A 22,438-nucleotide genomic window follows, 5' to 3' on the forward strand; every position below is an offset into this window, starting at 1 on the left:
TCACTTGAGCTGCTCCAGATAATGAATGATCGCGATCAGCTCATCGGATTGCAGCGGCATCTTCGGCATCAGATTGCCGGGCTTGATGTGCTGGGGATCGGCGATCCAGGCGCCGAGCGTCGCGGGAGTATTCGGCAGCGTTCCCGCCGCGATGGTCGTGCGGCTGCCGATATGCGTGAGATCCGGGCCGAGCTGCCCGCCGGCCAGCGTGCCGCTGATGTTGTGGCACAAGGCGCATCCGCGGCCCCGGAAGAGAGTCTCGCCCTGTTTGCCGAGCTGATCCGCGGGGCTGTTCGCGCTCTGGTTTTCATGGTCGCGCCAGCGGCCGAACTCGTCGGGCGGCAGCGCGATCACCGCGAACGCCATGTGGGCGTGCTGGATCCCGCAGAACTCGGCGCATTGTCCGCGATAGACGCCGGCATTCTTCGCCGTGAATTGCAGCTCGTTCTTCTGCCCGGGGATCAAGTCCATCTTGCCCGTCAGGCTGGGCACCCAGAAGCTGTGGATCACGTCGGCGGATTCCAGCTCGACCTTCACCGGCTGGCCGGTCGGGATCCGGATCTCGTTGGCGGTCACGAAACTCTGGTGCGGACTGTCGGCCTCGTAGCGGACCTCCCACCACCATTGGTGGCCGATGATCTTGAGGGTGTGGGCTTTCTCGTCCTTGGCGAAGACGGTGCGCTGACCGGCATAGCTGACAAGGGAGAGGCCGAGCACGATGATTGTGGTCGCGATCCCGAGCGCGAGGATGACGCGCCCGGAGCGTTCCTCAAACGCCTGGTGAAGATCGAGCGGCCGTTCGGCCGAACGCTTCCGCCGCAACATTCCGATGCCGAGGACGATCACGACAGCGGTCCAGACCATCGCTGCCACGGCGAGAAAGATGAACAGCGTGTGCAAGATCTGACCGGATTGCGGCCCTTGAGGGTCAAGCGCCGACTGCCGGCCGGCGCACGCAGCAAGCGGCCAGGTCATGCACAACACCAGAACCCTTCGCACCCAGACCCGCATTGACGTTTTGTCGCACTCCGCTTCACAGGCGGAACCGGTCAGGCCTACAAAGGTTCCTATGCGCCAATCGGAGCGATCGGCCCAACAGGGATATGTCCGACATCGATCGTCGGGCTAGAATGGCCAGCCCTTCACGGCGATCAAGATCGCCGCGTCGCCAGCGGCCATCAGCAACAGGACGGCAAGGCTGGCGATGATCGCGCCCGGCTGGGCAAGCACGCGCAACTCTCTGAGCATGTGTCGGCTCCAAAAACGCAGCAATGCCTCTATGACCCTGAGGGTTCCTGCGGACAATGCCGGGAGTTGACGTGCGAGCGCCGGAACGAAGGCTCGAGATCGCGCGTTCCTGCGACGAAATTGAGGGTTCACGTGCCGCGCTATCATTTCGATCTGGTCGATTCGAAGACCGTTGCAGACGAGGGGGGTGCTGAATTGCCTGACGACATCATGGCGCTGGATGTTGCCGAGGAGATCGCGAGGAGACTTCTTGCGGAGCGTCCCGAACTCAGGAACCGTCACTTTTCGATCCTGGTCACGAACCATGAGGGTGAGGAGATCGGGAAGGTACCCCTTGATGTCCTGCACTGAAGCCCTGGTCTGACATGGCATTGAGGATCGGAGTGATCTCCGACACGCACGGCCTTCTCAGGCCGGAGGCCGAACGCTGTCTTGCGGGAGTGTCGCATATCATCCACGCCGGTGATATCGGCGCGCCGGAGGTTCTGGAGAGGCTTTGCCGAATAGCGCCGGTCACCGCCATCAGGGGAAACGTCGACGTCGGCAGTTGGGCGATGCGCTATCCCGAAACCGAAACGGTGCACCTCGGCGCTCGTTGCTTCTACCTCCTGCACGATCTCAAGACGCTCGCCATCGACCCCGCAGCGCACGGTGTGAACGTGGTGATATCAGGACATTCGCATCGGGTGCAGGTCAACACGAGAAACGGAGTGCTTTTCCTGAATCCCGGGAGCGCCGGTCCAAGGCGCTTCAAGCTGCCGATCACGCTGGCAACGCTCGAACTGGATGAGGGCGGCGACCTGCGCCCCACCATCCATGAGCTCGACGGGTGAACGAAGTACGTGCGTGCCAGCTAGTGGGTATTCGATTTTTGCCACCGCTCCAGATCAATCGGGGGACGCTTTGGGTCGATCTGCTCCTTCTCGGGATTTCCCTGCCAAGGCTGGTCCGTCTGCCGGTGGGTTGGCAAATCGGTCTGCTGTCGGGGATCGTCGACCGGTGTTTCTCTCGGGTCGTTTTCAGGCGCTTTCGCTTTCGGCATAAGTTGTCCTCTTGACGATCTGTCGATGCGGCGCACGCGATCAGCGAACGCCCGCGATGATTGCCGCGACGCGGCGCGAATGTTGATCCACGATTACGAGATCATTGCCAGCGATCAGATATTGATCGCCCCAGAACCCGTTCAGCACTTGGGTGACTTCGGGCGGCAGGTTGGCCACCTCGGTCTGGCGCGGCACGGCAGTACCGATCATCATCTCGAAATTTGGGCGATCCATCGTCGGGCCGTGCGCCGACGAGATGATGGCGCGGAGCTGTTCGCGCTGCTGATCGTTGAGGCCAGCCGGCTGGGCGGTCTGTTTGACATCCCGCGCACGGGCGCCGGTCGTATCTTCATTGCCAGCCGGGTTTTCCTTGGCCGCTTTGCTGACGGCTTCCCGCTGCGTCGGAACTCCAGTGCCGACCGTCGTGGCAGGGGCACCTTTGTCGGCGCCTGTTGAGGGGCGGCCCAGATAGTCTGTTGCCCCGAACATCTGGGGCACGGCGAACCAGACGATGAAACCTACAAACAGGACGGCTGCCACCGCCGATCCCACCATCATCAGCTTCCGGGTGCCGTCCTTCTCCGCTTCACGCGATAGATCCTGGACCATGAACAAAAGCCTTCGGTATGAACTGCGGGTCAACCCGCGCGGGAATCGTTCGTTCCTACGGGAATATGCATCAGCATCGATCAGGAACGACCGACGCCGCATCTCATTGCCAGCGCATGAGGTCGCGAGACCAAAACAAGGAGCATGCAATGACCAAAATGCCCCCCGTACCGCCAGAGCAGCGCAGCGACAAGGGACCCGGATCTGATCCAAAGATCGAGACGGACGAAAAGGTGCCCGGCCGCGAGAACTTCGACACGCAGGGACGTCACGGCAACATCAAGCAGAACACGACAAACCAAGGCTACCAGCAGGACCGATGAATGCCACACAAGAACTCAGACACTGAACGCTTCGGTGGTCCGGGCTCCTCGCGGCAGGACCGCAAGCACCCCGAAAAGGGAGGTCGCGAGCATGAGCGCCCGGAACGCCCACCAACGACCGCAAATCACACGTCTCGGGAGGCGGTGGTGAGCGCGATCAACATCACACGCACAATGATCGTGAGAGGAGCTGAGCAATGCGTAGGACAAGTTCGAGCTTGATACTGATCGCCTTCCTGGCGAGCGCGTCGATAGGGGCCGCCTCGGCGCAGACTGGCGGTGGCGGCGGTGGCGGTGGCGGCGGTGGTTCGGGCGGAGCAAGCGCGAGCGGCACGAGCGGCGGCGTCGGCGGTGCCTCAAGCCCTGGGTCGGCCGGCGGTGCCTCGAGCCTTGGGTCGGCAAGCCCTGGATCGGCAAGCGCTGGATCGGCAAGCCCTGGGTCGGCAGGCCTTGGCTCTGCAGGAGCTACAAACCAGACGGGGGATGTATCACCCAACCTGGGTAATCCAGCCGACGCGGCCGCGGCTTCGCGCGGCACGACGGCTACCGGCACGAACACCGCTGGAACGGCCCAATCAACCGGTGGCGGTCCGCGAGGATCGACAACCGTCGGGCGGGCCGGCAATCCCGCAGGAGGCACCAGCAGCGGGCGGATTGACGGAACTGCGACACCCGGTCCGTCGATGCCGGGCGACGCCGAAATACGCTCGGAGAACTCTCAGGACTCCCACGTCGATCGAAAGATCAAGAGCATCTGCAAAGGCTGTTAGATCGATGATCAGGACGCCGGGTTTCCCGGCGTCCAATCGAGGTCGTCTTCGCTTCCAGCTTCGGGGTCCGGCGAGCAGGGCTTGATCTGCAGGTCGTCCTCGAGCCGAGGCTTGCCCCCGCTGCTTTCGACCAGACCGGCGTCGTCGGCCTTTTTCAGCGTTTCCTCTTTCGTTGAAAACGTCCGGCTGAGTTTTTCGTCGTCCTTGAACAGGGCATACGCCATATCGGCTCCTCGCGGTTTGGATCATCGACGACTTTGACGGCGGCCGTCACACACGGCCCCGCCGCTCCTTTGTCGCTGGGCAAAGCTCTAGCCGACTTCCCTGAGATTGCTCAGGATCGCCAGGTGACGCTGAATGATCGGCAGCGACATCTGTGCGACCTGCTGTTCGCCGGGGTTGCCACCGGATCGCAAATACGAATTGTTGAGCGCGAGCAATTCACGGTGCCCGCGGATCTGCCCCTGCACATACATCCGGTCGAAGGGACCCGATGGCGTGGCCTGAAGGCGCTGAAAGAGGGCGGCATGATCCGGCCGCAGCGGTGCCGATCCCGGCGCTGCTCCGAGCGCGCTCGCGACCCGGACCTGTTCGGCAATCTCTGCATTCGCGAAGTTGACGATGTCGGGATTGCCGGTGCGCGTCAGGGCGAGCTGACTCGTCTGCATCGCACACGACCCACCCATGAGGTCGGCCGTTCGAAAATCCCGCTGTGGGACTGGTTTGGATTGCGCAGCGTAGGTCGACAGTCCGAGTCCGCCCAAAGCAAGCAAAAACGATCTTCTCAGCATGATGAATCTCCAATGTTGGATTCACAAGACGCTGCTACCGTTTCGAACGTTCCTATCGTTGGCAAGAGCAGCCGAGCGACGCTCCGCAAAGCGTCTTCGCCGTCATGAGATGAGCAGGCAGCTTAACGCAGGTTATTGGCACGGGAGGTGCGTCATGATCATAGGAACGGCAGCGCTGAGGATGGTTTGTCCATCATCCAGATGCCGATCGGCGCACGAGTCAATTTATGCAAGACAACAATTCATCCAGCTTCCCGATTTCCGCGGGTGTCCTTCTCGGGCTTGGTCTGGGCGGATTTTTCGATGGCATCGTGTTTCATCAGCTGCTGCAATGGCATCATATGTTAAGCGGCTGGTACCCGCTCAACTCCATCGACAACATCAAGCTCAATACGACCTGGGACGGTATCTTCCACAGTGCGACCTATCTGCTTGTGCTGCTCGGCCTGTATGTCCTGTGGCAAAGGGCGCGCAGGTCCGACATTCATTTGTCGGGCAGCCGGTGTCTCGGAGCGGTCTTGCTCGGATGGGGCATCTTCAATCTGGTTGAAGGTGTGGTGGACCATGGGATCTTCAACCTGCATCGGGTGAATGAGACAGTCCCCGACGAACAGCGCATCTTCTGGGATCTCGGCTTCCTGCTATGGGGTGCGGCCATGCTGGTTGTCGGCATCGCCATGACGCGTGCCGGCAAGCAAGGGAGGGTAAATGCGGAAAGCAGTCTACAAGCTCGCTAGAGAGACTCCGCCGGCTCTGGTCTATGCCATTTTCACGGTGCTCCTGGTGCTGGCGACAGCACCAGCCTTTCGCATCGTGCTGTTTGGTGTGTCGGTGGATGATCTTCTGCAACTCCGTTGCTTCAATCTCGGCTGATGCGCGGTTCAGCTGCGCAAGTGGAGTTGAACGTCGCGGCCTTTGTCAACGCCTCATGTCCGCCCGGAGATAACATGGTCGAGTTCAGGCTTCCGAAACACTCCCGCGTGGAAAAGGGAAGGATCTGGCCCAAGCCGGACAGCAAATCGTTGCGCGAATTCCAGGTCTATCGCTGGAATCCCGACGACGGTCGCAATCCCCGGCTCGACACCTACTTCGTCGATATGACCGATTGCGGGCCCATGGTGCTGGATGGTCTGATCTGGATCAAGAACAACATCGATTCCACGCTGACGTTCAGGCGGTCCTGCCGCGAAGGCGTGTGCGGCTCCTGCTCGATGAATATCGCCGGCCAGAACACGCTCGCCTGCACCAAGTCCATGATCGAGGACGTCCCGCAAGGCGAGCCGCTGCGCGTCCTGCCTTTGCCGCACCAGCCCGTGGTGAAGGACCTCGTTCCGGACCTGACGAATTTCTACGCCCAGCTCGCATTGATCGAGCCTTGGCTGCAAACCGTGTCGCCCACGCCGCAGAAGGAATGGCGGCAGAGCCATGAGGATCGGGCCAAGCTCGACGGACTTTACGAATGCATCCTATGCGCCTGCTGCTCGACATCTTGTCCAAGCTACTGGTGGAATTCGGAGCGTTTCCTCGGCCCGGCGGCCCTGATCCAGGCGGCCCGCTGGGTCAATGACAGCCGCGACGAGGCGACGGGCGAGCGCCTCGACAAGCTCGAAGACCCCTTCAGGATCTATCGCTGTCACACCATTCTCAACTGCGCGAAGGCGTGTCCCAAGGGCTTGAATCCGGGCGAAGCCATTTCCGGATTGCGTCTCAAGATGGTCGAACGGAAGTTCTGATCGGGGACGGACGCTACTGCGCAGAAGGAACGATGGCTGCGGCGTTGGCTTATCGACCAGACTGGAGGCTCCTGATGGGTAAGAAACAATTCGCCGCGTTGCCGTTCATGCTGAAAAATTCCGAATTGCGCGTGATGCTGATTACGACCAGACGTAAGGGCAGATGGAGTGTCCCGAAGGGATCGCCGATGCGTAAGACGGAGCCGCATCGTACGGCTGCGCTCGAGGCGTACGAGGAGGCCGGTCTTGTCGGGGTCACCGCAAAGCGCGCGCTGGGCTCCTTCAAGCATCGTAAACGGAAGGGCGATCGCAAGCGGACCATGAACGTCGCCGTCTTTCCCATGAGAGTCCACGGGCAGGAGCGCTGGTGGCCGGAAAAGGGTGAGCGCGAAGCAATCTGGGTCTCGCCGAAAACGGCGGGCCGTCTGGTCCACAAAGCGCAGCTTCGGCGTCTGATCGCCCGCTTCGCGGCGCAGACGGAGAAGACCGCTTCCTTACCGCTGGGCGATGGCCCAGGAACCCGCGTCTCGTCCAGCTATTCAAGGTAGATGAACCAGCAACCGACCGGACTAGCATTCGAGGAGCGACCGCCTCACGAGGTCCTGGCCGCTGCGATCAAGCGGCGCTGCGCCATCCTGTTCGTCGGCGCCGGCGTCTCGATGGCTGTCGGCCTGCCGTCCTGGCAATCTCTGATCGACCATCTGCTGGATGACCTTGGACTTGAGCGCGACGTGATCGATGGAATGCACGGCGGCTACCAGATGCTGGCGGAGTACTACCGGCTGAAGCGCGGCGGAATTGGCCCGCTCCGCAGCTGGCTCGATCGCAACTGGCGCGTCGACCCGGACAGGATCGCGGCCTCGCGCCTCCACAAGCTGATCGTGGAGCTCGATTTTCCGACCATTTACACCACGAACTACGACCGTAACCTCGAGACAGCCTTCGAGGTCCTGAAAAAGCCCTACGCCAAGATCAGCAAACGCAAAGGACATTGCAGGCGCCCGTTCCGGCGTCACGCACATCATCAAATTCCATGGCGACTTCGACGACGATGCCTCGCTCGTCCTGACCGAGACCGACTTCCTCAACCGGCTCGCGTTCGATTCGCCGCTCGACATCCGGTTTCGGGCCGATGCTTTGGGAAGCACGTTGCTTTTCATCGGATACAGCATGTCAGATCCCAACATTCGGCTCCTGCTGCACCGTATTTGGCAGAGTTGGGACGAGTCGGGACACCGCCAGGACCGACCGAGGTCCTTCGTTTTCGTCACCCAGCGCAATCCAGTGCAGGAGGCGGTACGAACTGGGGCATCATCACTGTCGCGCCGCCTGACGGCGTCAGCCCGGATGATGGTGTTACCCGCTTTTTGCTGGACATCCGCGAACGTATCGACCGTAAGAAGTGAGGGCCTCGAACGCGCCGCCATGATACGCGCCAAGACCGAGACCGCCGGCGAACACGACGGCCGTGAGCGTTTGCTCTGATGCCATGGGGCGCTCGGCTCAGCGGCGGGATCGGTCAGAACGGGGGTCGATTGCCAGTCCGCAAGCGGGACTGGTCACCGATATCCTCTATAGCGCCGGGCATAGGCATAGCGCGGATTGACGCCGCAATAGGCGTTCGTTCCCGATGCAGTCGCCATGCACTGAGCGTAACTGGCGAACTGGCAGTTGCCCGGATAACCCCAGACGCGGCCCTGAAGGCAGTAGCGGTCTTGTGCGATGGCGGCCGTCGAGGAGCCGAAGCCCGTCACGAGCGCGAGAGACGCGACAGCCAGGAGCAATCGATGCTTCATGGAAAATCTCCAATTCAACATTGAACGTCCCTCGTGAAGCAGGGTTCCAAAGGGCAACGCTCACGGCTCCTTTTCTCCAGTTCGACGCGATCGTTAACCTGTGTGAAGCCGTTCGACGTCGATCGCGATTAAGGTGACCGATGTCCTCGATCGGAAGCGATATGCTTGACCAGTCTCCCAGCTTGAGAAACTTCACCATCAATTTCGATCCCCTGCATCCCGCCGCGCATGGCGTGCTGAGGCTCGTGCTCGAACTGGACGGCGAAATCGTCGCACGCGTCGATCCGCACATTGGTCTTTTGCACCGGGGCACCGAAAAGCTGATCGAGGCCAAGACCTATCTTCAGGCGATCCCCTATTTCGACTGGCTCGACTATGTCGCTGTCGAGGCTCCGAAGGGCGAGTTCGGTGTGTTCCTCATCGCGGACGGCACGAACCGTCCCTACAAGTGCAAGATCAGGTCGCCGGGGTTCGCCCATTTGCAAGCGATGGACTTTCTCTGCAGGGGGCATTTGCTCGCGGACGTCTCCGCGATTCTCGGGTCGCTCGACATTGTCTTCGGCGACGTTGATCGCTGACTGGAAAACCGCACTGGAGGATCAGCATGGATATCAAAGAAAGCTCCGCCATGACCGAAGCATCCGGCCTCGTGGACGATCAGTTCACTGCGCAGAGCGGCTCGCACGCGCCGCACGGTAATACAACAACAGGACTCGATGCGCCTTCCCAAGCGCCCTCGGCGCAATTGGCCGACCAGTTGCGGAAGATGACCAGAGCAGCACCGCTGCAAGCGGTCTTTGCGGCGTTTCTGTTGGGCGTTCTGGTGGCTCGGCGTCGCTAGACGCCGGCCAAGGCCGTCCCTTTATCGGACGACCCCGGCCGGTGCACGAGTATCAAGCCAGCGCGTTCGTCACCGGCGGCTCGTTCATCTGCTCGACCTGTGCGCCGCTATCCGGCCGCGCTGGTCCGAGCAAAGGCTCCTCGCCCAAAGGCTCGAACCCGGCGCGGAAGCTGAACGACCCCTGGCCGTCGAGCGAAGGACCTTCGCAGTAGCGCCCCGGCTGTAGCGGTGCCGCATTGCGTTCGGTGCCCATGAACATGTAGCTGAATTCGGTCGCCTCCTTGCTGCGGTCGAAGCTGTTCGGAATGGGCAGGGCGGCATCCGCGCCCATCTCCTCGATCACCGCGAGCCATTGCTGTTGATGCATGGTGTCGCGCGCAATCAGGTAGCTCAGCATGTCCTGCATGCCGGGATCGCTGGTGGAATTGAAGAGACGCACGGCGAGAGTCCGGCCGGTGGATTCAGCCGCGACGTTGCAATACATGTCGGCGGCCAGATTGCCGCTGGCATAGACATGCGAACAATCGAACGGGACGCCGTCGCAATTGGCAGGGAAGGCGGCCATGCCGGTCGAGAGCAGATGCCGGTGCAGCATGCCCTCGATCACATGCCGCGGCCGCTCGCCGCCGTTCATCACCGCGCCGACGACCGGGTTGGCCTGCAGGCTGGTCTCCTGCATCGTTGCCGGCGCATTCTCCAGGTTCAACGCGACCGCGGTCGCGAGCATCTCGATGTGGCTGATCTCTTCGGTCGCGGTATTGAGCAGGACGTCGCGATATTTGGCCGGCCCCCGCGCGCCCCAGGCCTGGAAGAAATACTGAAGGCAGACGCGGATCTCGCCTTCGACGCCGCCGATGGCTTGCTGCAGTTGGCGGGCGAAGATGGGATCCGGCTTCTCGACCCTGACCGGATATTGCAGTCGTTTGTCGAAATAGTACATGCGCAGCTCCTTTTGTGTTCACGCTATTGCGCAATGAGTGCTGCCGGGTTGCGTTCCTATGGAGTTTCTAGCGACTATTTTGAAAGCCTTTAAATTGAGACGTGAACGCGATGCGGCCCCGGCGAGGAGAGGATCTCGCCGGGGCCGCTCTCATGCACGCAACAGCAAGGAGCGCGCTTTAGAAATTGCGAACCGTGAACCGCTAGCGGCGCGGCATGGTGCCGTTGGACGGTGGGGTCGTCTCGTTGCGCATGCCGGAAGGACTGGAGGCACCTTGTCCGCCCCGCTCGACATGCGTGATGCCGCCGCCACCCGATCCGCCGGCTCCGCCCGAGCCGGCTCCTGCACCGCCAGCTCCAGCACCGCCAGCTCCAGCACCGCCGGCACCTGCGCCGTCGGCACCAGCGCCCGCGCCGCCTCCGGCGCCACCCGCGCCAGCACCGGCGCCGCCGCCTGCGCCACCACCAGCGCCGCCGCCAGCACCTTGCGCGTATGCTGCGCCCACTGAAGCGCCTGCAAGCATCGCGGCCGTGAAGATCGTCAGGATTGTCTTACGCATGTTATTTCTCCTTGAGGTTTCGATGTCGGACAATCACGTGAAGCATCGACCGTTCCTCGCCGTGCCGTGTGATTAAGCTCCACGTCGATATTGCGAAGGCACGGCAACTTCGTCGAACCGTTGGGCGAGAGCATCGAGAGCCGCGCGCATCTGCGGCCCCTGCATGGCCGCGCCGTGCCCGGTGACGACGATCTCCGGGGCGAGCGCGGCAAGTGCGCGCACCGATCTCTTCGCGCTTTCCCAATCGGGCGTGAAATACATCGGGGGCCCGTGCATCTCCGGCGTTTGGGTCACTGCGGCGTAAGCGGATTCCTGCCGCGTCGTGATGAAGGCGTCGCCGGCGATCAGCACGCGATCGCCTTTGCGCCAGAGCGAGATATGTCCTGGGGTATGGCCGGGCGTATGGATCCACTGCCATTCCGGCATGAAGGGTACGCTGTGATCACAGGGAAGATCATAGAGGCGCGATGCGACGTTGACCGGCTTGGTCGGGAATAGCGGAGAGAGCCGAGCGAGCAGCCCGCCACCGACGCTGGGATCGGCCGACGGGTAGGATTGGCTTCCGTCAAGATAGGGATGCTCGGCCGCATGGGCATAAACCGGCACCTCCCACTCACTCGCCAGCGTTTCGAGCACGCCGACGTGATCGAAATGCCCATGCGTCATGATGATGCAGGCGGGCCGGCCGTTTCCTCCAAATCTGGCTTTCGCGGCGGAGCGGATGGCGCCAGCCGATCCGGGAATGCCGGCGTCCACAAGCACCCAATTGCCGTCGCCGGCGTTCTCGAAACCCACGAAAATGACGTTGACGATCGCAAGCTGACGATAGGCGACGTCAGCGACGATCTGCCGCGTGTTGTCGTTGCGGTCGAGGTCGGATTGCGGATGCTCCGCGTCGGCGGAAGAGGGAAGCGAGATCTGCGTCATGTCCATTCGGGTCCGATTTGGTCAGCTCACTAGCGCTCGATCGTGCCGATGCGCCGGATCTTCTTCTGAAGCAGCATCACGCCGTACAGCAGCGCCTCCGCGGTCGGCGGGCAGCCGGGCACGTAGATGTCGACCGGCACGACGCGGTCGCAGCCGCGCACGACCGAATAGGAATAGTGATAATAGCCGCCGCCGTTGGCGCACGACCCCATCGAGATCACGTAGCGCGGCTCAGGCATCTGATCGTAGATTTTGCGGAACGCCGGCGCCATCTTGTTGGTCAGCGTGCCCGCGACGATGATCACGTCGGATTGGCGTGGCGATGCGCGCGGAGCGAATCCGAACCGTTCGGCGTCGTAGCGCGGCATCGACATCTGCATCATCTCGACCGCGCAGCAGGCGAGCCCGAACGTCATCCACATCAGCGATCCGGTCCGCGCCCAGGTGATCAGCTCCTCCGCGGTCGCCGTGAAGAAGCCCTTGTCCGCAAGATCGTCGCGGATACTCATGAAGAACGGATCGGAAGTGTTGTCCGGTCGTCCCTCACCCGGCCGGCCAAGTCCAGGCCTGCCAAGCGAAGGGCCTGAGTTGCTGGCATGCGGAAAGCTGCCTGTCATTCTGGTCCCTGAACGCTGCGGTCGTTTGGAGATGCGACCACATGCTTCGGGAAACAGTCATTTGCATGCCGCGTTCCTGCGGCGGTAGGTGGATTTGTGTTCTGTTATCGCAGGTTAGCTTCGGGTCCGGCCGCCGGAACCCAGCGTTCGCGTCACGGATCACCCTAGGAACGATCCACCAAAACTGCGGTTGGCGGCAACAAGGCCCGTGAAATGGAGAACATGAGATGACGAACGCAGCCCGCGATACATTCGTGATTGGACTACGCAATGCGCATGCGATGGAAGTGCAGGCGCGAGAGTTGATGGAACGTCAGTCGGAACGACTGGACGAATATCCTGAGGTCAAGGCCAAGGTCGCCGCCCACCTTCAGGAGACCAACGAGCAGCTGAAGCGCTTGGAGAGATGCCTGGAAGCCTGCGGCGAGAGTACCTCCAGCCTCAAGGATACGACGCAATCCATGATGGCGAACATGCAAGCCATGGCACACTCGGTGGCCGGCGACGAGATTCTCAAGAATACGTTCGCCAACAATGCCTTCGAGAATTTCGAGATCGCTGCCTACAAGTCTCTGCTCGCCCTCTGCGGCGCCGCCGGGCTTGCGGAGGCCAAGGAGCCGCTCGAGACGTCCCTGAAGGAGGAGCAGCGCATGGCCGCCTGGATCGACTCGAACGTCGAGAAGGTGACGATGGAATATCTGGCGCATCAGCGCCAGGCGGCCTGATCGCACTCCATCCCCACCACGGCGAGATCGCCGGTCCCGCCCGGTGCGAGACCGGCGGGTTCGGCCGCTGAGTCTGCCTGCGCTCTCATATGGGCCCGCAGGACCGAAACCCTCTCATCCGCGTTTTGCTGTCATGGCGCACATCATCTTCAGCGACTACCGCAGTCCTGCTGCCGAACAAGCCTATGAGATCGCATGGGACTTTCTGGCCCGCAGCGGGGCGATCCACGATGAGTTCGATGCGTGCGTATTTCTGGCTCAACGCATCACCATGATGGTCGAGGAAGGCCAGGCAAACCGGATCCGGATGGCCAACCGGGCGATCTCCGAATACGAGTACCATCTCGAAAACCTCTGCAAGCGGGCCCGTGGCGCGGCCGCTTCACGGGCTTGAGGGCTCGCCCGGGTTCCTCGGGCTCGTGGGCTCTTTCTGCCGCTTACTGCCGATCGGCAATTGTCAGCTGGCCGCGTGCCCCGGTACGTCCGTTCCTGCGCGGTGCAATGGCCGGAACGAGTGCCGGCGCTTCCCCGGCGATGCGCATGGCGAAATAGGCGATCGTCGCCTTGAGACCGTCTTTGAGCGCCACGCGCGGGCGCCATCCCAGCGCTCGAACGGCTGTGTCGATCACCGGTTTGCGGCGCTTTGGATCGTCCTTGGGCAACTCCTCGAACCGGAGCGGGGAAACTGACTCCGTGTACGCCAGCACGTCACGCGCAATAGCCTCGATGGTGACCTCGTGGGGGTTGCCCAGATTGCACGGACCGGTAATCGAGGATGGACTCTCCATGAGCAGCTGGAGGCCGCGCACGAGATCGTCGACGAAGCAGAAGCTCCTGGTCTGCGTGCCACCTCCATAAATCGTGATCGGCTCTCCGCGAAGCGCCTGCACAATGAAGTTGGAGACCACGCGCCCGTCGTTCTCCAGCATCCGGGGTCCGTAGGTGTTGAAGATGCGCGCAACCTTGATTTCAACCCCGTACATGCGATGGTAATCGAACATCAGCGTTTCCGCGGCCCGCTTACCCTCGTCGTAGCAGGCCCGGGGCCCGATCGGATTGACGTTGCCGAGATAGGTTTCCGGCTGGGGATGGACCTCCGGATCGCCGTAGACCTCGCTGGTCGATGCCTGCAGCACCCGGGCGCCTTTCCGTTGCGCGAGCTCCAGCATGTTGATGGTGCCGAGCACGCAGGTCTTCATCGTGCCGACCGGATCCTTCTGATAATGACGCGGCGACGCCGGGCAGGCGAGGCTGTAGATCCGGTCGATGTCGCCCTCGATCTCGACGGGATCGCGCACGTCGTGTTCGATGAAGCGAAAATTCGGATGATTGAGCAGCGGCCGGATGTTGTCGATCGTTCCCGTGAACAGGTTGTCGAGGCAGATCACGGTGTGGCCGCGTTGCAAAAGCGCGTCGCAGAGGTGCGATCCGATGAAGCCGGCGCCGCCGGCCACCAGAACGGTGGGAGAGCGGCGGGACGCGTTGATGCGGGTCTGAACTGTCATGGTGCTGCCTTTCAGATTTGAGCGACCTGCATGGGACGCGAGGCGGGAAGTTGCGGGGCTTTCCGGCGGCGACGGACCGATGCCTCGGCGTAGTAGGTCTCCACTTGCCGGGCGCGATGGTCGGAGGTGTGGTCGGCCAGAACGCGGCGCCGTGCGTTTTCCGCGATCGTGCGCCGTCGCTCCTCGGGCATGTCGCGCAGGATCTCCACGACGTCGCGGGGGCTCGATGCGAGCAGGATCTCCCGGGAAGGTTCGAAGACGGTCTCGATGCCAGGCCACCGGTCCGAGATGACGGGCGTGCCGCACGCGGCCGCTTCGAACAGCCGAACGCTGGGAGAGAAGCCGAGCGCGCGCATGTCGGCACGGGTGGCGTTCAGCGTAAAGCGTTGCTCCGCGTAAAATCCCGGATGATGTTTGGGCGTAAGGTGCTCGATCCGGGCGACATTGACGGGCCAGACCACCTCATCGGGATATTGCGCGCCGGCGACGACGAATTGCTCGCGCGACAGAGTGCGAGCGGGGGCGAGCAGCAACTGCTCTAGAACCGGCTGCCGGTCCTCGCTGTAGGTTCCGAGATAGCCTAGTGCCCATTTCTTCGGCGCGCGTTGCGGCGCATAGGTGTCGGTGTCGGCACTGCAATACAGCACCCGAGCCAGCGGACTGCCATAGTTCTCCTCGATCATGCCGGGCACCGGGCCGCCGGCAAAGGACAAATAAAGGTCGAAGCGAGGGATCATCGCCGCGGAAAGGTAGTCCAGGCCCTGCTCGAGCTTGGCAAGCGTGACCGGCGTGTCGATGTCGTAGAAGGCGGTAATCCCCCGGGCGTGGGTCGTGATCCATTCGGAGATCGCGATGCCGTCGGGCACGTAGGAGCCGATGACCACCAGATCGGCATCGCGGATCATCTTTCCAAAACGCTGCGGGATGTCCTTCAAGGATTGATAAAGCTCGACGGTCCAAGCGGAAGGCTTGGCAAGATCACGATGCTCGCGATACCAGGGAACGTCGCGTTCCAGAAACGTGACGTGGTGACCTCGTCGTGCCAGGGCTTCGATCAGGGCGCGATAGGTCGTGGCATGACCGTTGCCCCAGGACGAAGTGACCGAAAGACCGACGACGACGATATTGAGGTTCATTCTGCTGCCTCGATTCGCGAACTGCTTGCGGCAAAGAGATCGTTGAACTGGCGCGCGCGCTGCCGGTAGGTGTGGTGGCTCAGAACGCGCGCACGAGCGCGCGCTGCGATCGCCTGAGCCCGGTCGGGGCGCAGTGCAGCAAGATGCTCTGCGACCTCCGCCCCGGTCGCGGCCACCAGCACCTCGCGATCTGGCTCGAGAAAATGATCGATGCCGTCCCACTGGTCGGTGATCAGGCAGGCTCCGGCACCGATGGCTTCGAACACGCGTGTTGGCGGCGAGAAGCCGTAGCGCGCCATGCTGTCGCGATTGACATTCAGCGTAGCCAGACCGGAGCCGAAGAACGCGTTGTGGTCGCCGGTCCCGACATGCCCGACCTTGTGCAGATTGGCTGGCGTGTCTTTGGAGTCCCACCCCGATCCGCCGAGCACGAACGTCTTGTCCGGCAATTGGCGTGCGACGTCGAGAAAGAACCGCTCGACGCGCTGCTCGCGATCGGGGAGGCGATTTGCCAGCAGGCTCAGGTCGCACGTGAAGTGCGCATTGGGCGGCGCAGGAAAGTGCGTGGCGGGGTCGAGCGCATTGTAGATCGGCACGCAGTCTCGCGCACTGATGCCGCGATAGGCGGATACGACGGCATCGCCGCCGCCATAGGTCAAAACCATGTCGTAGGACCGGATCGCATGGCGTAGATGATGGTCTGGATTGTCCGCCACCGATTCCAGCGTCGCGGGGGCATCGACGTCCCAGTAGATGCGCATCGCATTCGACGGAATTTCGGCGACTGCGTTCTCCAGCTCCTGATCGAAGACGCCGACGCCGCTGGCCTTGACCAGCATGTCGGCCGAGCGGGCGGCTTCCTCAAGCGAGCTTCGCCACCCCTCGGGCGTCGCGGCGTAGACCACCACCTTCGCCCAGTCGGGATCGTCGATGTCGCGATGGGCCTGGCGCTCGAAAGCATCGGGCTCGAAGAATGTGACGTCGTGGCCGAGGGCCGCAATCTCCTTCAGCATGCCGCGGTAATAGGTGGCGGCACCGTTCCAGTAGGATGAGACGAGGCTGGACCCGAAGAAGCAGATCTTCATGCGGAGGCTCCGATGTATCGCTTGGGCTGTGTGGAGTGGCCTGTGGCCCGGAGGTCCTGCGCGATGCCGACAAGCTGCTCCGCCCGATGACGGCAGGTGTGACGCTCCTTGATCGTGCGGAGCCCGGTCTCCACCGTGGCGGACCACAACTCCCGGTCATCGAGCAGCGCACGAAGCGCCCGCTTCATTTCGGTGCCGTCGGAAGCGCTGAGATAGGCACCTTCCGGGAACAGGCCTTCCGCATCGGACCAGGGGGCCGAGACCAGTGGAATGCCGCACGCCATCGCTTCGAAGACGCGAATGGTCGGAATGCCCGGAAGCAAGCGGACATAGGGGCCGCGGGGAACGTGGACAGTCGCGCGTGCGCCGGCGAAAGCAATGGGAGCCCAGTGTGCGGGCAGCCAGCCGCCATACCGAATGCCTGCCGCCTGAATGGTCGCGAGCGCCGCATCTGAATAGCGGACGCCATAGACCCCCGCGCTCAGCTTCAGCTCGGCCACGGGTTCGACCAGAAATTCGTTGAGCTCGGCGCTGCGTTCGCCGTCGCCCCAATTGCCGATCCAGACGACATCGTCGGTGCGCTCGATATCTGGCAGCTGATGGTACAGGGCGATGTCGGCTGCCTCGTGCCAGGTGAAGGCCCGGTCGGCCCAGCCGAGCTTCAGATAGATTTGACGAAGGACCTCGCCGAAGGCGAGCACACCGTCGAAGCCGTCGAGGTCGAACTGCGCAAGCTCGTCCGGCGCGCTGACGGCGCGATGATGGGTGTCGTGGAACAGCAGCGTGAAGGGAGCGCCATGAGCCCGTCTCGATCCGATGTCTGCGATCAGATCAGGCGAATTCCATTCGTGGACGACGACGAGATCGGCACCGTGCAAGGCTTCATCGAGATCAAGGGAGGCGTCGTAGCGGCGGATGCCGATGCCGGGAAACAGCGTTGGAATATCCTCCATCGTCTGACTGCCACCCTCGCGGATCGCATTCAATCGGCTCCAGCCGTCGATCGGCTCGAACACGACGACCTCATGACCGAGCGCGTGAAGTTCGCGGGCATAGCCGCGCAGGAAATGGGCATTGCCGTTGTTCCAGCAGGAGGTGAACGCATGGTAGAACAGAACGCATTTCATGCGCGTACCTCCATGGGGGCGGGCGCGTGGTGGACGGCAAGCAGCTCCTCGTAGAGGCTGAGATAGGCGCTCGTGGTTCGGGTCAGCGAGTAGGTCAGAGAATGCTCAAAGGCGGCACGTTGCAGCCGCACCCGTTCGCGATCGTCGGTGCACAGACCTGCGAGTGCTCGATGCAGCGCCTTGCTGTCGGTGGGATCGACGAACAGCGCGGCCCCGCTCCACAATTCCCTGAAAGTGGGAATGTCGGACAGGACGAGGGCGCATCCCGCGGCCGCGGCTTCCAGAACGGAGAGGCCGAACGGCTCATAGAGCGCGGGGCTGGCGAAGATGGCCGCGTGCTGCAAGTGCGCGCGCATGGCTTCATGAGGCAAATGCCCAAGCCAGGTGACGGAAGCCGAAGGGCACTCATCCGCCGGCCCGGCGACCTGAACGGGCCAGTCCAGCCCAGGCGCCGCGGCCGCCAAGACCTCGATGTTCTTGGCGCGGTCCCAGAGCCGGCCCGCCGCAAAGATCATGTCTTGCTTCCGTCCCGCAAAGCCCTGAGGGCCAATTCCATTCCAGATCACGATGCCGCGCGAGCGAGGCCGATAGATTTCCGCAATGTCATCGTGGAAGGATTGGCTGGGACAAACCCAAGCCTGTGCGGTGTCGAGTGCGGCGATCACCCGTTCGGTGTAGCCACGCCATTTCGGTTCGCCGAGCCAGCTCGTATCGCGGCAGGCGAGCCCCCAGGAGTTGACGCAGGAATGCGCGACGACCACGACCGGAGCGCGCCACGCGAAGGTCGCCTCGCGAAAACTATTGAGGTGAACGACGTCGGGCCCGATTCCGGCTTCGAGCTTCGCAAGGACGCGCCTGGCCTGGGACAGATCTTGTCCTTCCGGATCCTGCCATTCGAGTGCAAGGTCCGTTTCGATCAGGTGGACCCGCGAGCCACGCAGCATCTCAAGCTGGCCGGCCCGCGCGCGGGGGCCCATCGTCACCAGGGTGACGTCGGCCCCCTGTGCAGCAAGGGACGAAGCAAGTGAGGACGAGTAGGTCCAGACGCCTCCGACGGTATCGGTCGTCATCAGGATCCTGAGCTGCGAGCTGCGGCTCATGATGCCACCTGCAGTTCGAGAGCCTCGAGCGGCACCGGACGATCGTTCTGCACGTCGCTGAACTGATCGAACATCGCGAGATAGTGCCGGTGTGCGCGCTCCCAGGCGTAATCGTCGGGCTCGCCCCACAGCTTCCGGTAATCCGGCGAGCCCGGATAGGGATACAGCGGGACCGGATCGTTGGCCCAGATGCCGGCATCCTGCATGGTGCGGCGCCAGCGCTGCACGATGGGGTCATCGTCCTCGGGGACTTCGATCAAATTGGCCTGCACGAAAGGAACGTGACGGCGCGCCTCGACCAGCCGTTCGGCAAGCTGGTCGGTCGTCATCTTGCAGTTCTTGGCGAGCGCGGCGCGGCCCTCGATCGTGAGGCTTTCGATGCCGGCTTCAATCGAGACGCAGCCGGCGCGGCCGAGCAGAGCCAGCATGTCCGGCTTCCAGAGGTCGATGCGGGTCTGCACCCCGAACTTCAGCCCGCGTGTGGTCAGCCCTTCCAGCAGTTCTGCGTTCGGTAGGAAAATCTCGTCGATGAAATAGACATATTCGATGCCGTGATGACGCAGGCCGTCGATCTCTTCGAGAACGATGGAGGCAGGCCGCTTGCGGTAGGCGTTGCGGAAGTTCTCCTTGGCGCAGAACGTGCAATTGTACGGACATCCCCTGGACGACTCGACCTCGGCGCCAGGTGCCTGTGGCTCGGCTTCGAAACGGTGGTGGTGATGGTGATGCCGCCGGATCATCTCCTCCGGCCAGTCAAGCGGCGGCTGATCCTTGAATGCGACCGCCTGCGGGCCGCCATTGACGCGGAGCGATGCGCCATCGGCGAAGCACAGACCCGGAAAGTCCCGTTCGCCATTGGCAAGACGCAACAAGGAGGCCTCGCACTCGCCCATCACGACGATGTCGGTGCCGAGCTTTCGAAGCGCCGCTTTTGGCACGGTCGAGCCGTGGGGGCCCACCGCGACGAGGATCGGAGCCAAGTCGCGCACCGCCATCGCAAGCGCCTGGGGAACGCGGAGCTCGGGAGGGGCACAGCGCCAGAACAGATAGGTCGGTGCCGTCGTGATGACGATCTGGTCGGGGCCGAACGCGCGCAGCTCGGCATCGATATCGGCGAGCGAAAGATCGAACATGTGGGCATCGAGCAGAAGCGTCTTGTGCCCTGCCGCCTTCAGGTAATGCTCGGAGATCCCGAGTTCGAGCGGAAGGTGAGGGGATCGGCAGCCGAAATAGATGCTGCCGCCAAAATCCCAGTTTGGGTTGATGAGGGCAACACGCGTCATGCCAGCGCCTCGCGGTTGCCTTGTGACGATCCGAACCGGCCGTCCAGCCAGCTGTGAAGGGATCGGAGGCCGTCTGCGAACGAAACCTGAGGGGCCCAGCCGAGCGCGCTGGAGAGGGCGCGCGTGTCGGTCACGTACCAGGGCTGATCCCCGGGCCTCCAATCGGCAAAGCGATAGGCCACCTTGCGGCCGGTCAGATCGGTGATGCGGTCGATCAATTCCAGCAGACTGATCGCGTTGGCCGGACCGCCGCCGAGATTGAATACGCGTCCACGGGCGAGCGCGATGCCATCGAGCACGGCGAGCCAGGCCGAGGCCGCGTCGGAGACGTGAAGCGCATCGCGGACCTGATGGCCGTCGCCATAGATCGTCAGCTCTTTGCTGCGGATGGCGCTCAGCAGGAAATGCGCGATCCAGCCCTGATCCTCGGTGCCGAATTGGCGGGGCCCATAGATGCAGCTCATCCGCATCACCACGGTCTGGAGTCCGTAGACCCGCGCATAGTCGTGGACGTATTGATCCGCCGTTCCCTTGGAGCATCCATAGGGGCTGTAGAAGTCGAGCGGCGCATTTTCCGAGATGCCGGCGGCGAGCAGGCCTCTTGTCGGCGTGTAGCGGCGGCCGGTGAGCGCGATGTCGCCATCGTCGATCAGACGTCCGTAGACCTTGTTGGTCGAGGCGAACACGATCGGCGCGGCGTTGTTGTGGAGCCGCACGGCTTCGAGCACGTTCAATGTGCCCCGCGCGTTGATCTCGAAATCGGCGGCCGGATCGCTCACGCTGTCGGTGACGGCGACTTGGGCCGCCAAGTGCAGCACGGCGCGGGCTTCGCGTACGGCGTCGATCACCGGGATCGGCTCGCGGATGTCGGCGACGGCGATTGTGACCCGGTCGCCATGCCGGGACTTCAGCCACTGCGCATTCTCCCGCACGCCGGCGCGGGCGAGATTATCCAGGATCAGCACCGGCTCGCCGCGCTCCGCGAGGCGGTCGGCGAGGTTGCAGCCGATAAACCCGCAGCCGCCGGTGATCAGGACGGGTCTGTTGTCTCGTTCTCTCATCACGCGACCAATCCTCGTTGCTGCAGCTCCTTGGTGGCTCGCTCCGCCTGATCGTCGGCGATCTGGTCGGCGAGATATTCCGCCAGCTCTTCGAGCCCGTCCCTGAATGCGACGCGCGGCTCGAAGCCGAGCACGTCGCGGGATTTTCCCATGTCGGCGAAACAGTGCCGGATATCCCCGGCGCGATATTTCCGCGTCAGCTCGGGCGCAATGTCGCGGCGCCCCATGACTTCGGCCAGATCCTCGGCGACCGATAGAATGGTGCGACTCTGACCCGAGCCGACGTTGAAGACGTCGTGCGCGTGCTCCGCCTCCAGCGCCATCCGGCAGGCGCGGGCGACGTCATGCACATGGACGAAGTCGCGGCGCTGCCGGCCGTCCTCGAAGACGAGGGGAGGACGGCCGTTGAGCAGCCGGGCGGCAAAGATGGCCAGCACGCCGGTATACGGATTGGACAGGGCCTGACGTGGCCCGAACGCATTGAAGAAGCGTAGCGCCACGGTCGGGATGCCATACGCCTTGCCTGTGATCAGGCACATGCGCTCCTGCGCATATTTGTTGAGCGCATAGATCGAGCTCAGCGAAGGCTGCTTTGTCTCCGGCGTGGGAACGGGATCCAGCGGGTTGCCGGTGGCATCGCGCAGCTCCCAATCACCGCGGCGAAGCTGCTCGACCGCTCGCTCCTCGCAGGCGACCACGCTCTGATCGGCGCTCCGGTAGAGGCCTTCGCCGTAAATACTCATGGACGAGGCCACCACGAGCCGCGCGACCGGGCGCTTGGATAGCGTCTGCAACAGCACGGCGGTACCGAGCTCGTTGGTCCTGACATAGGGTTCGATGTCGTACATGCTCTGGCCGACGCCGACCGCTGATGCGAGATGCAGGACCATGTCGGTGCCGCGCAACGCATGATCGACCGCAAGAGCGTCGGTGACGTCACCGACGACGAGCTCCGCGTCGTTGGCAAGATAGGCGGGACGCTGACGGTTGCCTCCGTGGACCTGCGGCGAGAGATTGTCGAGCAGGCGGACTTCATAGCCGGCCGCCAGCAGCGCGTCGGCCGCATGCGATCCGATGAATCCCGCACCTCCAGTGATCAATACTCGCGTCATTCACCGCTCCGTGCCGCCGTGAGATCGATCCTGCGGGATCAATCCGTGATGAGAATGAAAGCGCGCTGCTGTTCTGGTCGGGCGACCGGCGCGCCAGTCACATTTGA

At 62.9% G+C, this 22,438-nt stretch carries 30 protein-coding genes and 1 pseudogene; 12 read left to right on the forward strand and 19 right to left on the reverse strand.

Features of this window, described 5'->3' with window-relative positions; translation table 11 throughout:
- Nucleotides 1-975 carry a cytochrome c oxidase subunit II gene (coxB, locus tag AC0L3P_RS30230; RefSeq protein WP_473307603.1) on the reverse strand — a complete coding sequence of 325 codons (975 nt, stop codon included), beginning with the start codon at nucleotides 973-975 and terminating at the stop codon, nucleotides 1-3.
- Between the two features lie 150 nt (nucleotides 976-1,125).
- Nucleotides 1,126-1,248, reverse strand: a complete 123-nt coding sequence (locus AC0L3P_RS30235; RefSeq protein ID WP_473307607.1) for a hypothetical protein — start codon at nucleotides 1,246-1,248, stop codon at nucleotides 1,126-1,128.
- 132 nt (nucleotides 1,249-1,380) lie between these two features.
- On the opposite strand from AC0L3P_RS30235, the gene AC0L3P_RS30240 reads away from it, so the two are divergent.
- Together AC0L3P_RS30240 and AC0L3P_RS30245 are read left to right on the forward strand one after the other, a co-directional pair.
- Entirely contained in the window at nucleotides 1,381-1,599 is a 219-nt protein-coding gene (locus tag AC0L3P_RS30240) for a DUF6894 family protein (protein WP_473307609.1), read from the forward strand.
- A gap of 14 nt (nucleotides 1,600-1,613) precedes the next feature.
- Complete coding sequence (locus AC0L3P_RS30245; RefSeq protein WP_473307612.1) at nucleotides 1,614-2,081, forward strand: metallophosphoesterase family protein; 468 nt, start codon at nucleotides 1,614-1,616, stop codon at nucleotides 2,079-2,081.
- Nucleotides 2,082-2,101: 20 nt separating this feature from the next.
- On the opposite strand, the gene AC0L3P_RS30250 is transcribed toward AC0L3P_RS30245, so the two are convergent.
- Together AC0L3P_RS30250 and AC0L3P_RS30255 are read right to left on the reverse strand one after the other, a co-directional pair.
- Nucleotides 2,102-2,290 carry a hypothetical protein gene (locus AC0L3P_RS30250; RefSeq protein WP_083926604.1) on the reverse strand — a complete coding sequence of 63 codons (189 nt, stop codon included), beginning with the start codon at nucleotides 2,288-2,290 and terminating at the stop codon, nucleotides 2,102-2,104.
- Between the two features lie 40 nt (nucleotides 2,291-2,330).
- The gene (locus AC0L3P_RS30255) at nucleotides 2,331-2,900 is read right to left on the reverse strand and encodes a DUF1236 domain-containing protein (RefSeq protein ID WP_473307614.1); all 570 of its coding nucleotides are present in this window, start codon (nucleotides 2,898-2,900) and stop codon (nucleotides 2,331-2,333) included.
- A gap of 149 nt (nucleotides 2,901-3,049) precedes the next feature.
- Here AC0L3P_RS30255 and AC0L3P_RS30260 point away from each other — a divergent pair, with 149 nt between their 5' ends.
- The gene (locus tag AC0L3P_RS30260) at nucleotides 3,050-3,223 is read left to right on the forward strand and encodes a hypothetical protein (RefSeq protein ID WP_354059987.1); all 174 of its coding nucleotides are present in this window, start codon (nucleotides 3,050-3,052) and stop codon (nucleotides 3,221-3,223) included.
- A 778-nt stretch (nucleotides 3,224-4,001) separates the two neighbouring features.
- On the opposite strand, the gene AC0L3P_RS30265 is transcribed toward AC0L3P_RS30260, so the two are convergent.
- Complete coding sequence (locus tag AC0L3P_RS30265) at nucleotides 4,002-4,217, reverse strand: hypothetical protein (RefSeq protein ID WP_473307616.1); 216 nt, start codon at nucleotides 4,215-4,217, stop codon at nucleotides 4,002-4,004.
- Nucleotides 4,218-4,304: 87 nt separating this feature from the next.
- A complete protein-coding gene (locus tag AC0L3P_RS30270; protein ID WP_473307618.1) occupies nucleotides 4,305-4,766 on the reverse strand; it encodes a DUF4142 domain-containing protein in 462 nt (153 codons plus the stop codon).
- A 245-nt stretch (nucleotides 4,767-5,011) separates the two neighbouring features.
- Between AC0L3P_RS30270 and AC0L3P_RS30275 the strand changes: the two genes are divergently transcribed.
- The 5 genes and pseudogenes from AC0L3P_RS30275 to AC0L3P_RS30295 all read left to right on the forward strand — a co-directional run bounded on the left by AC0L3P_RS30275 (nucleotide 5,012) and on the right by AC0L3P_RS30295 (nucleotide 7,923).
- Nucleotides 5,012-5,521 (forward strand): DUF2243 domain-containing protein, encoded by a 510-nt coding sequence (locus tag AC0L3P_RS30275; protein ID WP_473307620.1) that lies wholly within the window; start codon nucleotides 5,012-5,014, stop codon nucleotides 5,519-5,521.
- Nucleotides 5,493-5,657, forward strand: a complete 165-nt coding sequence (locus tag AC0L3P_RS30280) for a hypothetical protein (RefSeq protein ID WP_473307622.1) — start codon at nucleotides 5,493-5,495, stop codon at nucleotides 5,655-5,657. Before AC0L3P_RS30275 ends, AC0L3P_RS30280 begins: the two co-directional genes overlap by 29 nt.
- A gap of 74 nt (nucleotides 5,658-5,731) precedes the next feature.
- A complete protein-coding gene (locus AC0L3P_RS30285) occupies nucleotides 5,732-6,517 on the forward strand; it encodes a succinate dehydrogenase iron-sulfur subunit (RefSeq protein ID WP_473307624.1) in 786 nt (261 codons plus the stop codon).
- A 74-nt stretch (nucleotides 6,518-6,591) separates the two neighbouring features.
- Nucleotides 6,592-7,065 carry an NUDIX hydrolase gene (locus AC0L3P_RS30290; protein WP_473307626.1) on the forward strand — a complete coding sequence of 158 codons (474 nt, stop codon included), beginning with the start codon at nucleotides 6,592-6,594 and terminating at the stop codon, nucleotides 7,063-7,065.
- A pseudogene (locus AC0L3P_RS30295) lies at nucleotides 7,066-7,923 on the forward strand (SIR2 family NAD-dependent protein deacylase).
- Nucleotides 7,924-8,076: 153 nt separating this feature from the next.
- On the opposite strand, the gene AC0L3P_RS30300 reads toward AC0L3P_RS30295, so the two are convergent.
- Nucleotides 8,077-8,313: a DUF3551 domain-containing protein gene (locus AC0L3P_RS30300; protein WP_473307630.1), complete on the reverse strand. Its 237-nt coding sequence runs from the start codon at nucleotides 8,311-8,313 to the stop codon at nucleotides 8,077-8,079.
- Nucleotides 8,314-8,474: 161 nt separating this feature from the next.
- On the opposite strand from AC0L3P_RS30300, the gene AC0L3P_RS30305 reads away from it, so the two are divergent.
- Nucleotides 8,475-8,891, forward strand: coding sequence for an NADH-quinone oxidoreductase subunit D-related protein (locus AC0L3P_RS30305; RefSeq protein ID WP_473307632.1), 417 nt, complete (start codon nucleotides 8,475-8,477; stop codon nucleotides 8,889-8,891).
- Between the two features lie 26 nt (nucleotides 8,892-8,917).
- A complete protein-coding gene (locus AC0L3P_RS30310; protein WP_275169448.1) occupies nucleotides 8,918-9,154 on the forward strand; it encodes a hypothetical protein in 237 nt (78 codons plus the stop codon).
- Between the two features lie 52 nt (nucleotides 9,155-9,206).
- Here AC0L3P_RS30310 and AC0L3P_RS30315 read toward each other — a convergent pair whose 3' ends face one another.
- The 4 genes from AC0L3P_RS30315 to AC0L3P_RS30330 all read right to left on the reverse strand — a co-directional run bounded on the left by AC0L3P_RS30315 (nucleotide 9,207) and on the right by AC0L3P_RS30330 (nucleotide 12,197).
- Nucleotides 9,207-10,094: a manganese catalase family protein gene (locus AC0L3P_RS30315; RefSeq protein WP_275169447.1), complete on the reverse strand. Its 888-nt coding sequence runs from the start codon at nucleotides 10,092-10,094 to the stop codon at nucleotides 9,207-9,209.
- A 202-nt stretch (nucleotides 10,095-10,296) separates the two neighbouring features.
- Nucleotides 10,297-10,653 (reverse strand): hypothetical protein, encoded by a 357-nt coding sequence (locus AC0L3P_RS30320; protein WP_473307635.1) that lies wholly within the window; start codon nucleotides 10,651-10,653, stop codon nucleotides 10,297-10,299.
- A gap of 72 nt (nucleotides 10,654-10,725) precedes the next feature.
- Nucleotides 10,726-11,580 carry an MBL fold metallo-hydrolase gene (locus AC0L3P_RS30325; RefSeq protein WP_354060003.1) on the reverse strand — a complete coding sequence of 285 codons (855 nt, stop codon included), beginning with the start codon at nucleotides 11,578-11,580 and terminating at the stop codon, nucleotides 10,726-10,728.
- A 29-nt stretch (nucleotides 11,581-11,609) separates the two neighbouring features.
- The gene (locus tag AC0L3P_RS30330; RefSeq protein ID WP_354060005.1) at nucleotides 11,610-12,197 is read right to left on the reverse strand and encodes a NuoB/complex I 20 kDa subunit family protein; all 588 of its coding nucleotides are present in this window, start codon (nucleotides 12,195-12,197) and stop codon (nucleotides 11,610-11,612) included.
- 227 nt (nucleotides 12,198-12,424) lie between these two features.
- Here AC0L3P_RS30330 and AC0L3P_RS30335 point away from each other — a divergent pair, with 227 nt between their 5' ends.
- Together AC0L3P_RS30335 and AC0L3P_RS30340 are read left to right on the forward strand one after the other, a co-directional pair.
- Complete coding sequence (locus AC0L3P_RS30335) at nucleotides 12,425-12,922, forward strand: ferritin-like domain-containing protein (RefSeq protein ID WP_354060007.1); 498 nt, start codon at nucleotides 12,425-12,427, stop codon at nucleotides 12,920-12,922.
- A 133-nt stretch (nucleotides 12,923-13,055) separates the two neighbouring features.
- A complete protein-coding gene (locus tag AC0L3P_RS30340) occupies nucleotides 13,056-13,316 on the forward strand; it encodes a hypothetical protein (RefSeq protein WP_354060009.1) in 261 nt (86 codons plus the stop codon).
- Between the two features lie 43 nt (nucleotides 13,317-13,359).
- Here the strand turns inward: AC0L3P_RS30340 and AC0L3P_RS30345 are convergent, their stop codons facing one another.
- The 8 genes from AC0L3P_RS30345 to AC0L3P_RS30380 are packed head-to-tail and all read right to left on the reverse strand — an operon-like array spanning nucleotide 13,360 to nucleotide 22,331.
- Nucleotides 13,360-14,427, reverse strand: coding sequence for a UDP-glucuronic acid decarboxylase family protein (locus AC0L3P_RS30345; protein WP_473307639.1), 1,068 nt, complete (start codon nucleotides 14,425-14,427; stop codon nucleotides 13,360-13,362).
- An 11-nt stretch (nucleotides 14,428-14,438) separates the two neighbouring features.
- Nucleotides 14,439-15,563: a CgeB family protein gene (locus AC0L3P_RS30350; RefSeq protein ID WP_473307641.1), complete on the reverse strand. Its 1,125-nt coding sequence runs from the start codon at nucleotides 15,561-15,563 to the stop codon at nucleotides 14,439-14,441.
- Nucleotides 15,560-16,648 (reverse strand): CgeB family protein, encoded by a 1,089-nt coding sequence (locus AC0L3P_RS30355; protein WP_354060015.1) that lies wholly within the window; start codon nucleotides 16,646-16,648, stop codon nucleotides 15,560-15,562. Before AC0L3P_RS30355 ends, AC0L3P_RS30350 begins: the two co-directional genes overlap by 4 nt.
- Nucleotides 16,645-17,775 carry a CgeB family protein gene (locus AC0L3P_RS30360; protein WP_473307643.1) on the reverse strand — a complete coding sequence of 377 codons (1,131 nt, stop codon included), beginning with the start codon at nucleotides 17,773-17,775 and terminating at the stop codon, nucleotides 16,645-16,647. Before AC0L3P_RS30360 ends, AC0L3P_RS30355 begins: the two co-directional genes overlap by 4 nt.
- Nucleotides 17,772-18,875, reverse strand: a complete 1,104-nt coding sequence (locus tag AC0L3P_RS30365; protein ID WP_473307645.1) for a glycosyltransferase family 4 protein — start codon at nucleotides 18,873-18,875, stop codon at nucleotides 17,772-17,774. The genes AC0L3P_RS30360 and AC0L3P_RS30365 overlap by 4 nt, the downstream gene beginning before the upstream one ends.
- Complete coding sequence (locus AC0L3P_RS30370) at nucleotides 18,872-20,158, reverse strand: TIGR04295 family B12-binding domain-containing radical SAM protein (protein ID WP_473307647.1); 1,287 nt, start codon at nucleotides 20,156-20,158, stop codon at nucleotides 18,872-18,874. The genes AC0L3P_RS30365 and AC0L3P_RS30370 overlap by 4 nt, the downstream gene beginning before the upstream one ends.
- Nucleotides 20,155-21,219, reverse strand: a complete 1,065-nt coding sequence (locus tag AC0L3P_RS30375; RefSeq protein ID WP_275169695.1) for a GDP-mannose 4,6-dehydratase — start codon at nucleotides 21,217-21,219, stop codon at nucleotides 20,155-20,157. The genes AC0L3P_RS30370 and AC0L3P_RS30375 overlap by 4 nt, the downstream gene beginning before the upstream one ends.
- Nucleotides 21,219-22,331: an NAD-dependent epimerase/dehydratase family protein gene (locus AC0L3P_RS30380; protein ID WP_275169435.1), complete on the reverse strand. Its 1,113-nt coding sequence runs from the start codon at nucleotides 22,329-22,331 to the stop codon at nucleotides 21,219-21,221. The genes AC0L3P_RS30375 and AC0L3P_RS30380 overlap by 1 nt, the downstream gene beginning before the upstream one ends.
- Nucleotides 22,332-22,438: the final 107 nt, after the last annotated feature.

It is taken from the genome of Bradyrhizobium sp. WSM4874, from assembly GCF_055811835.1.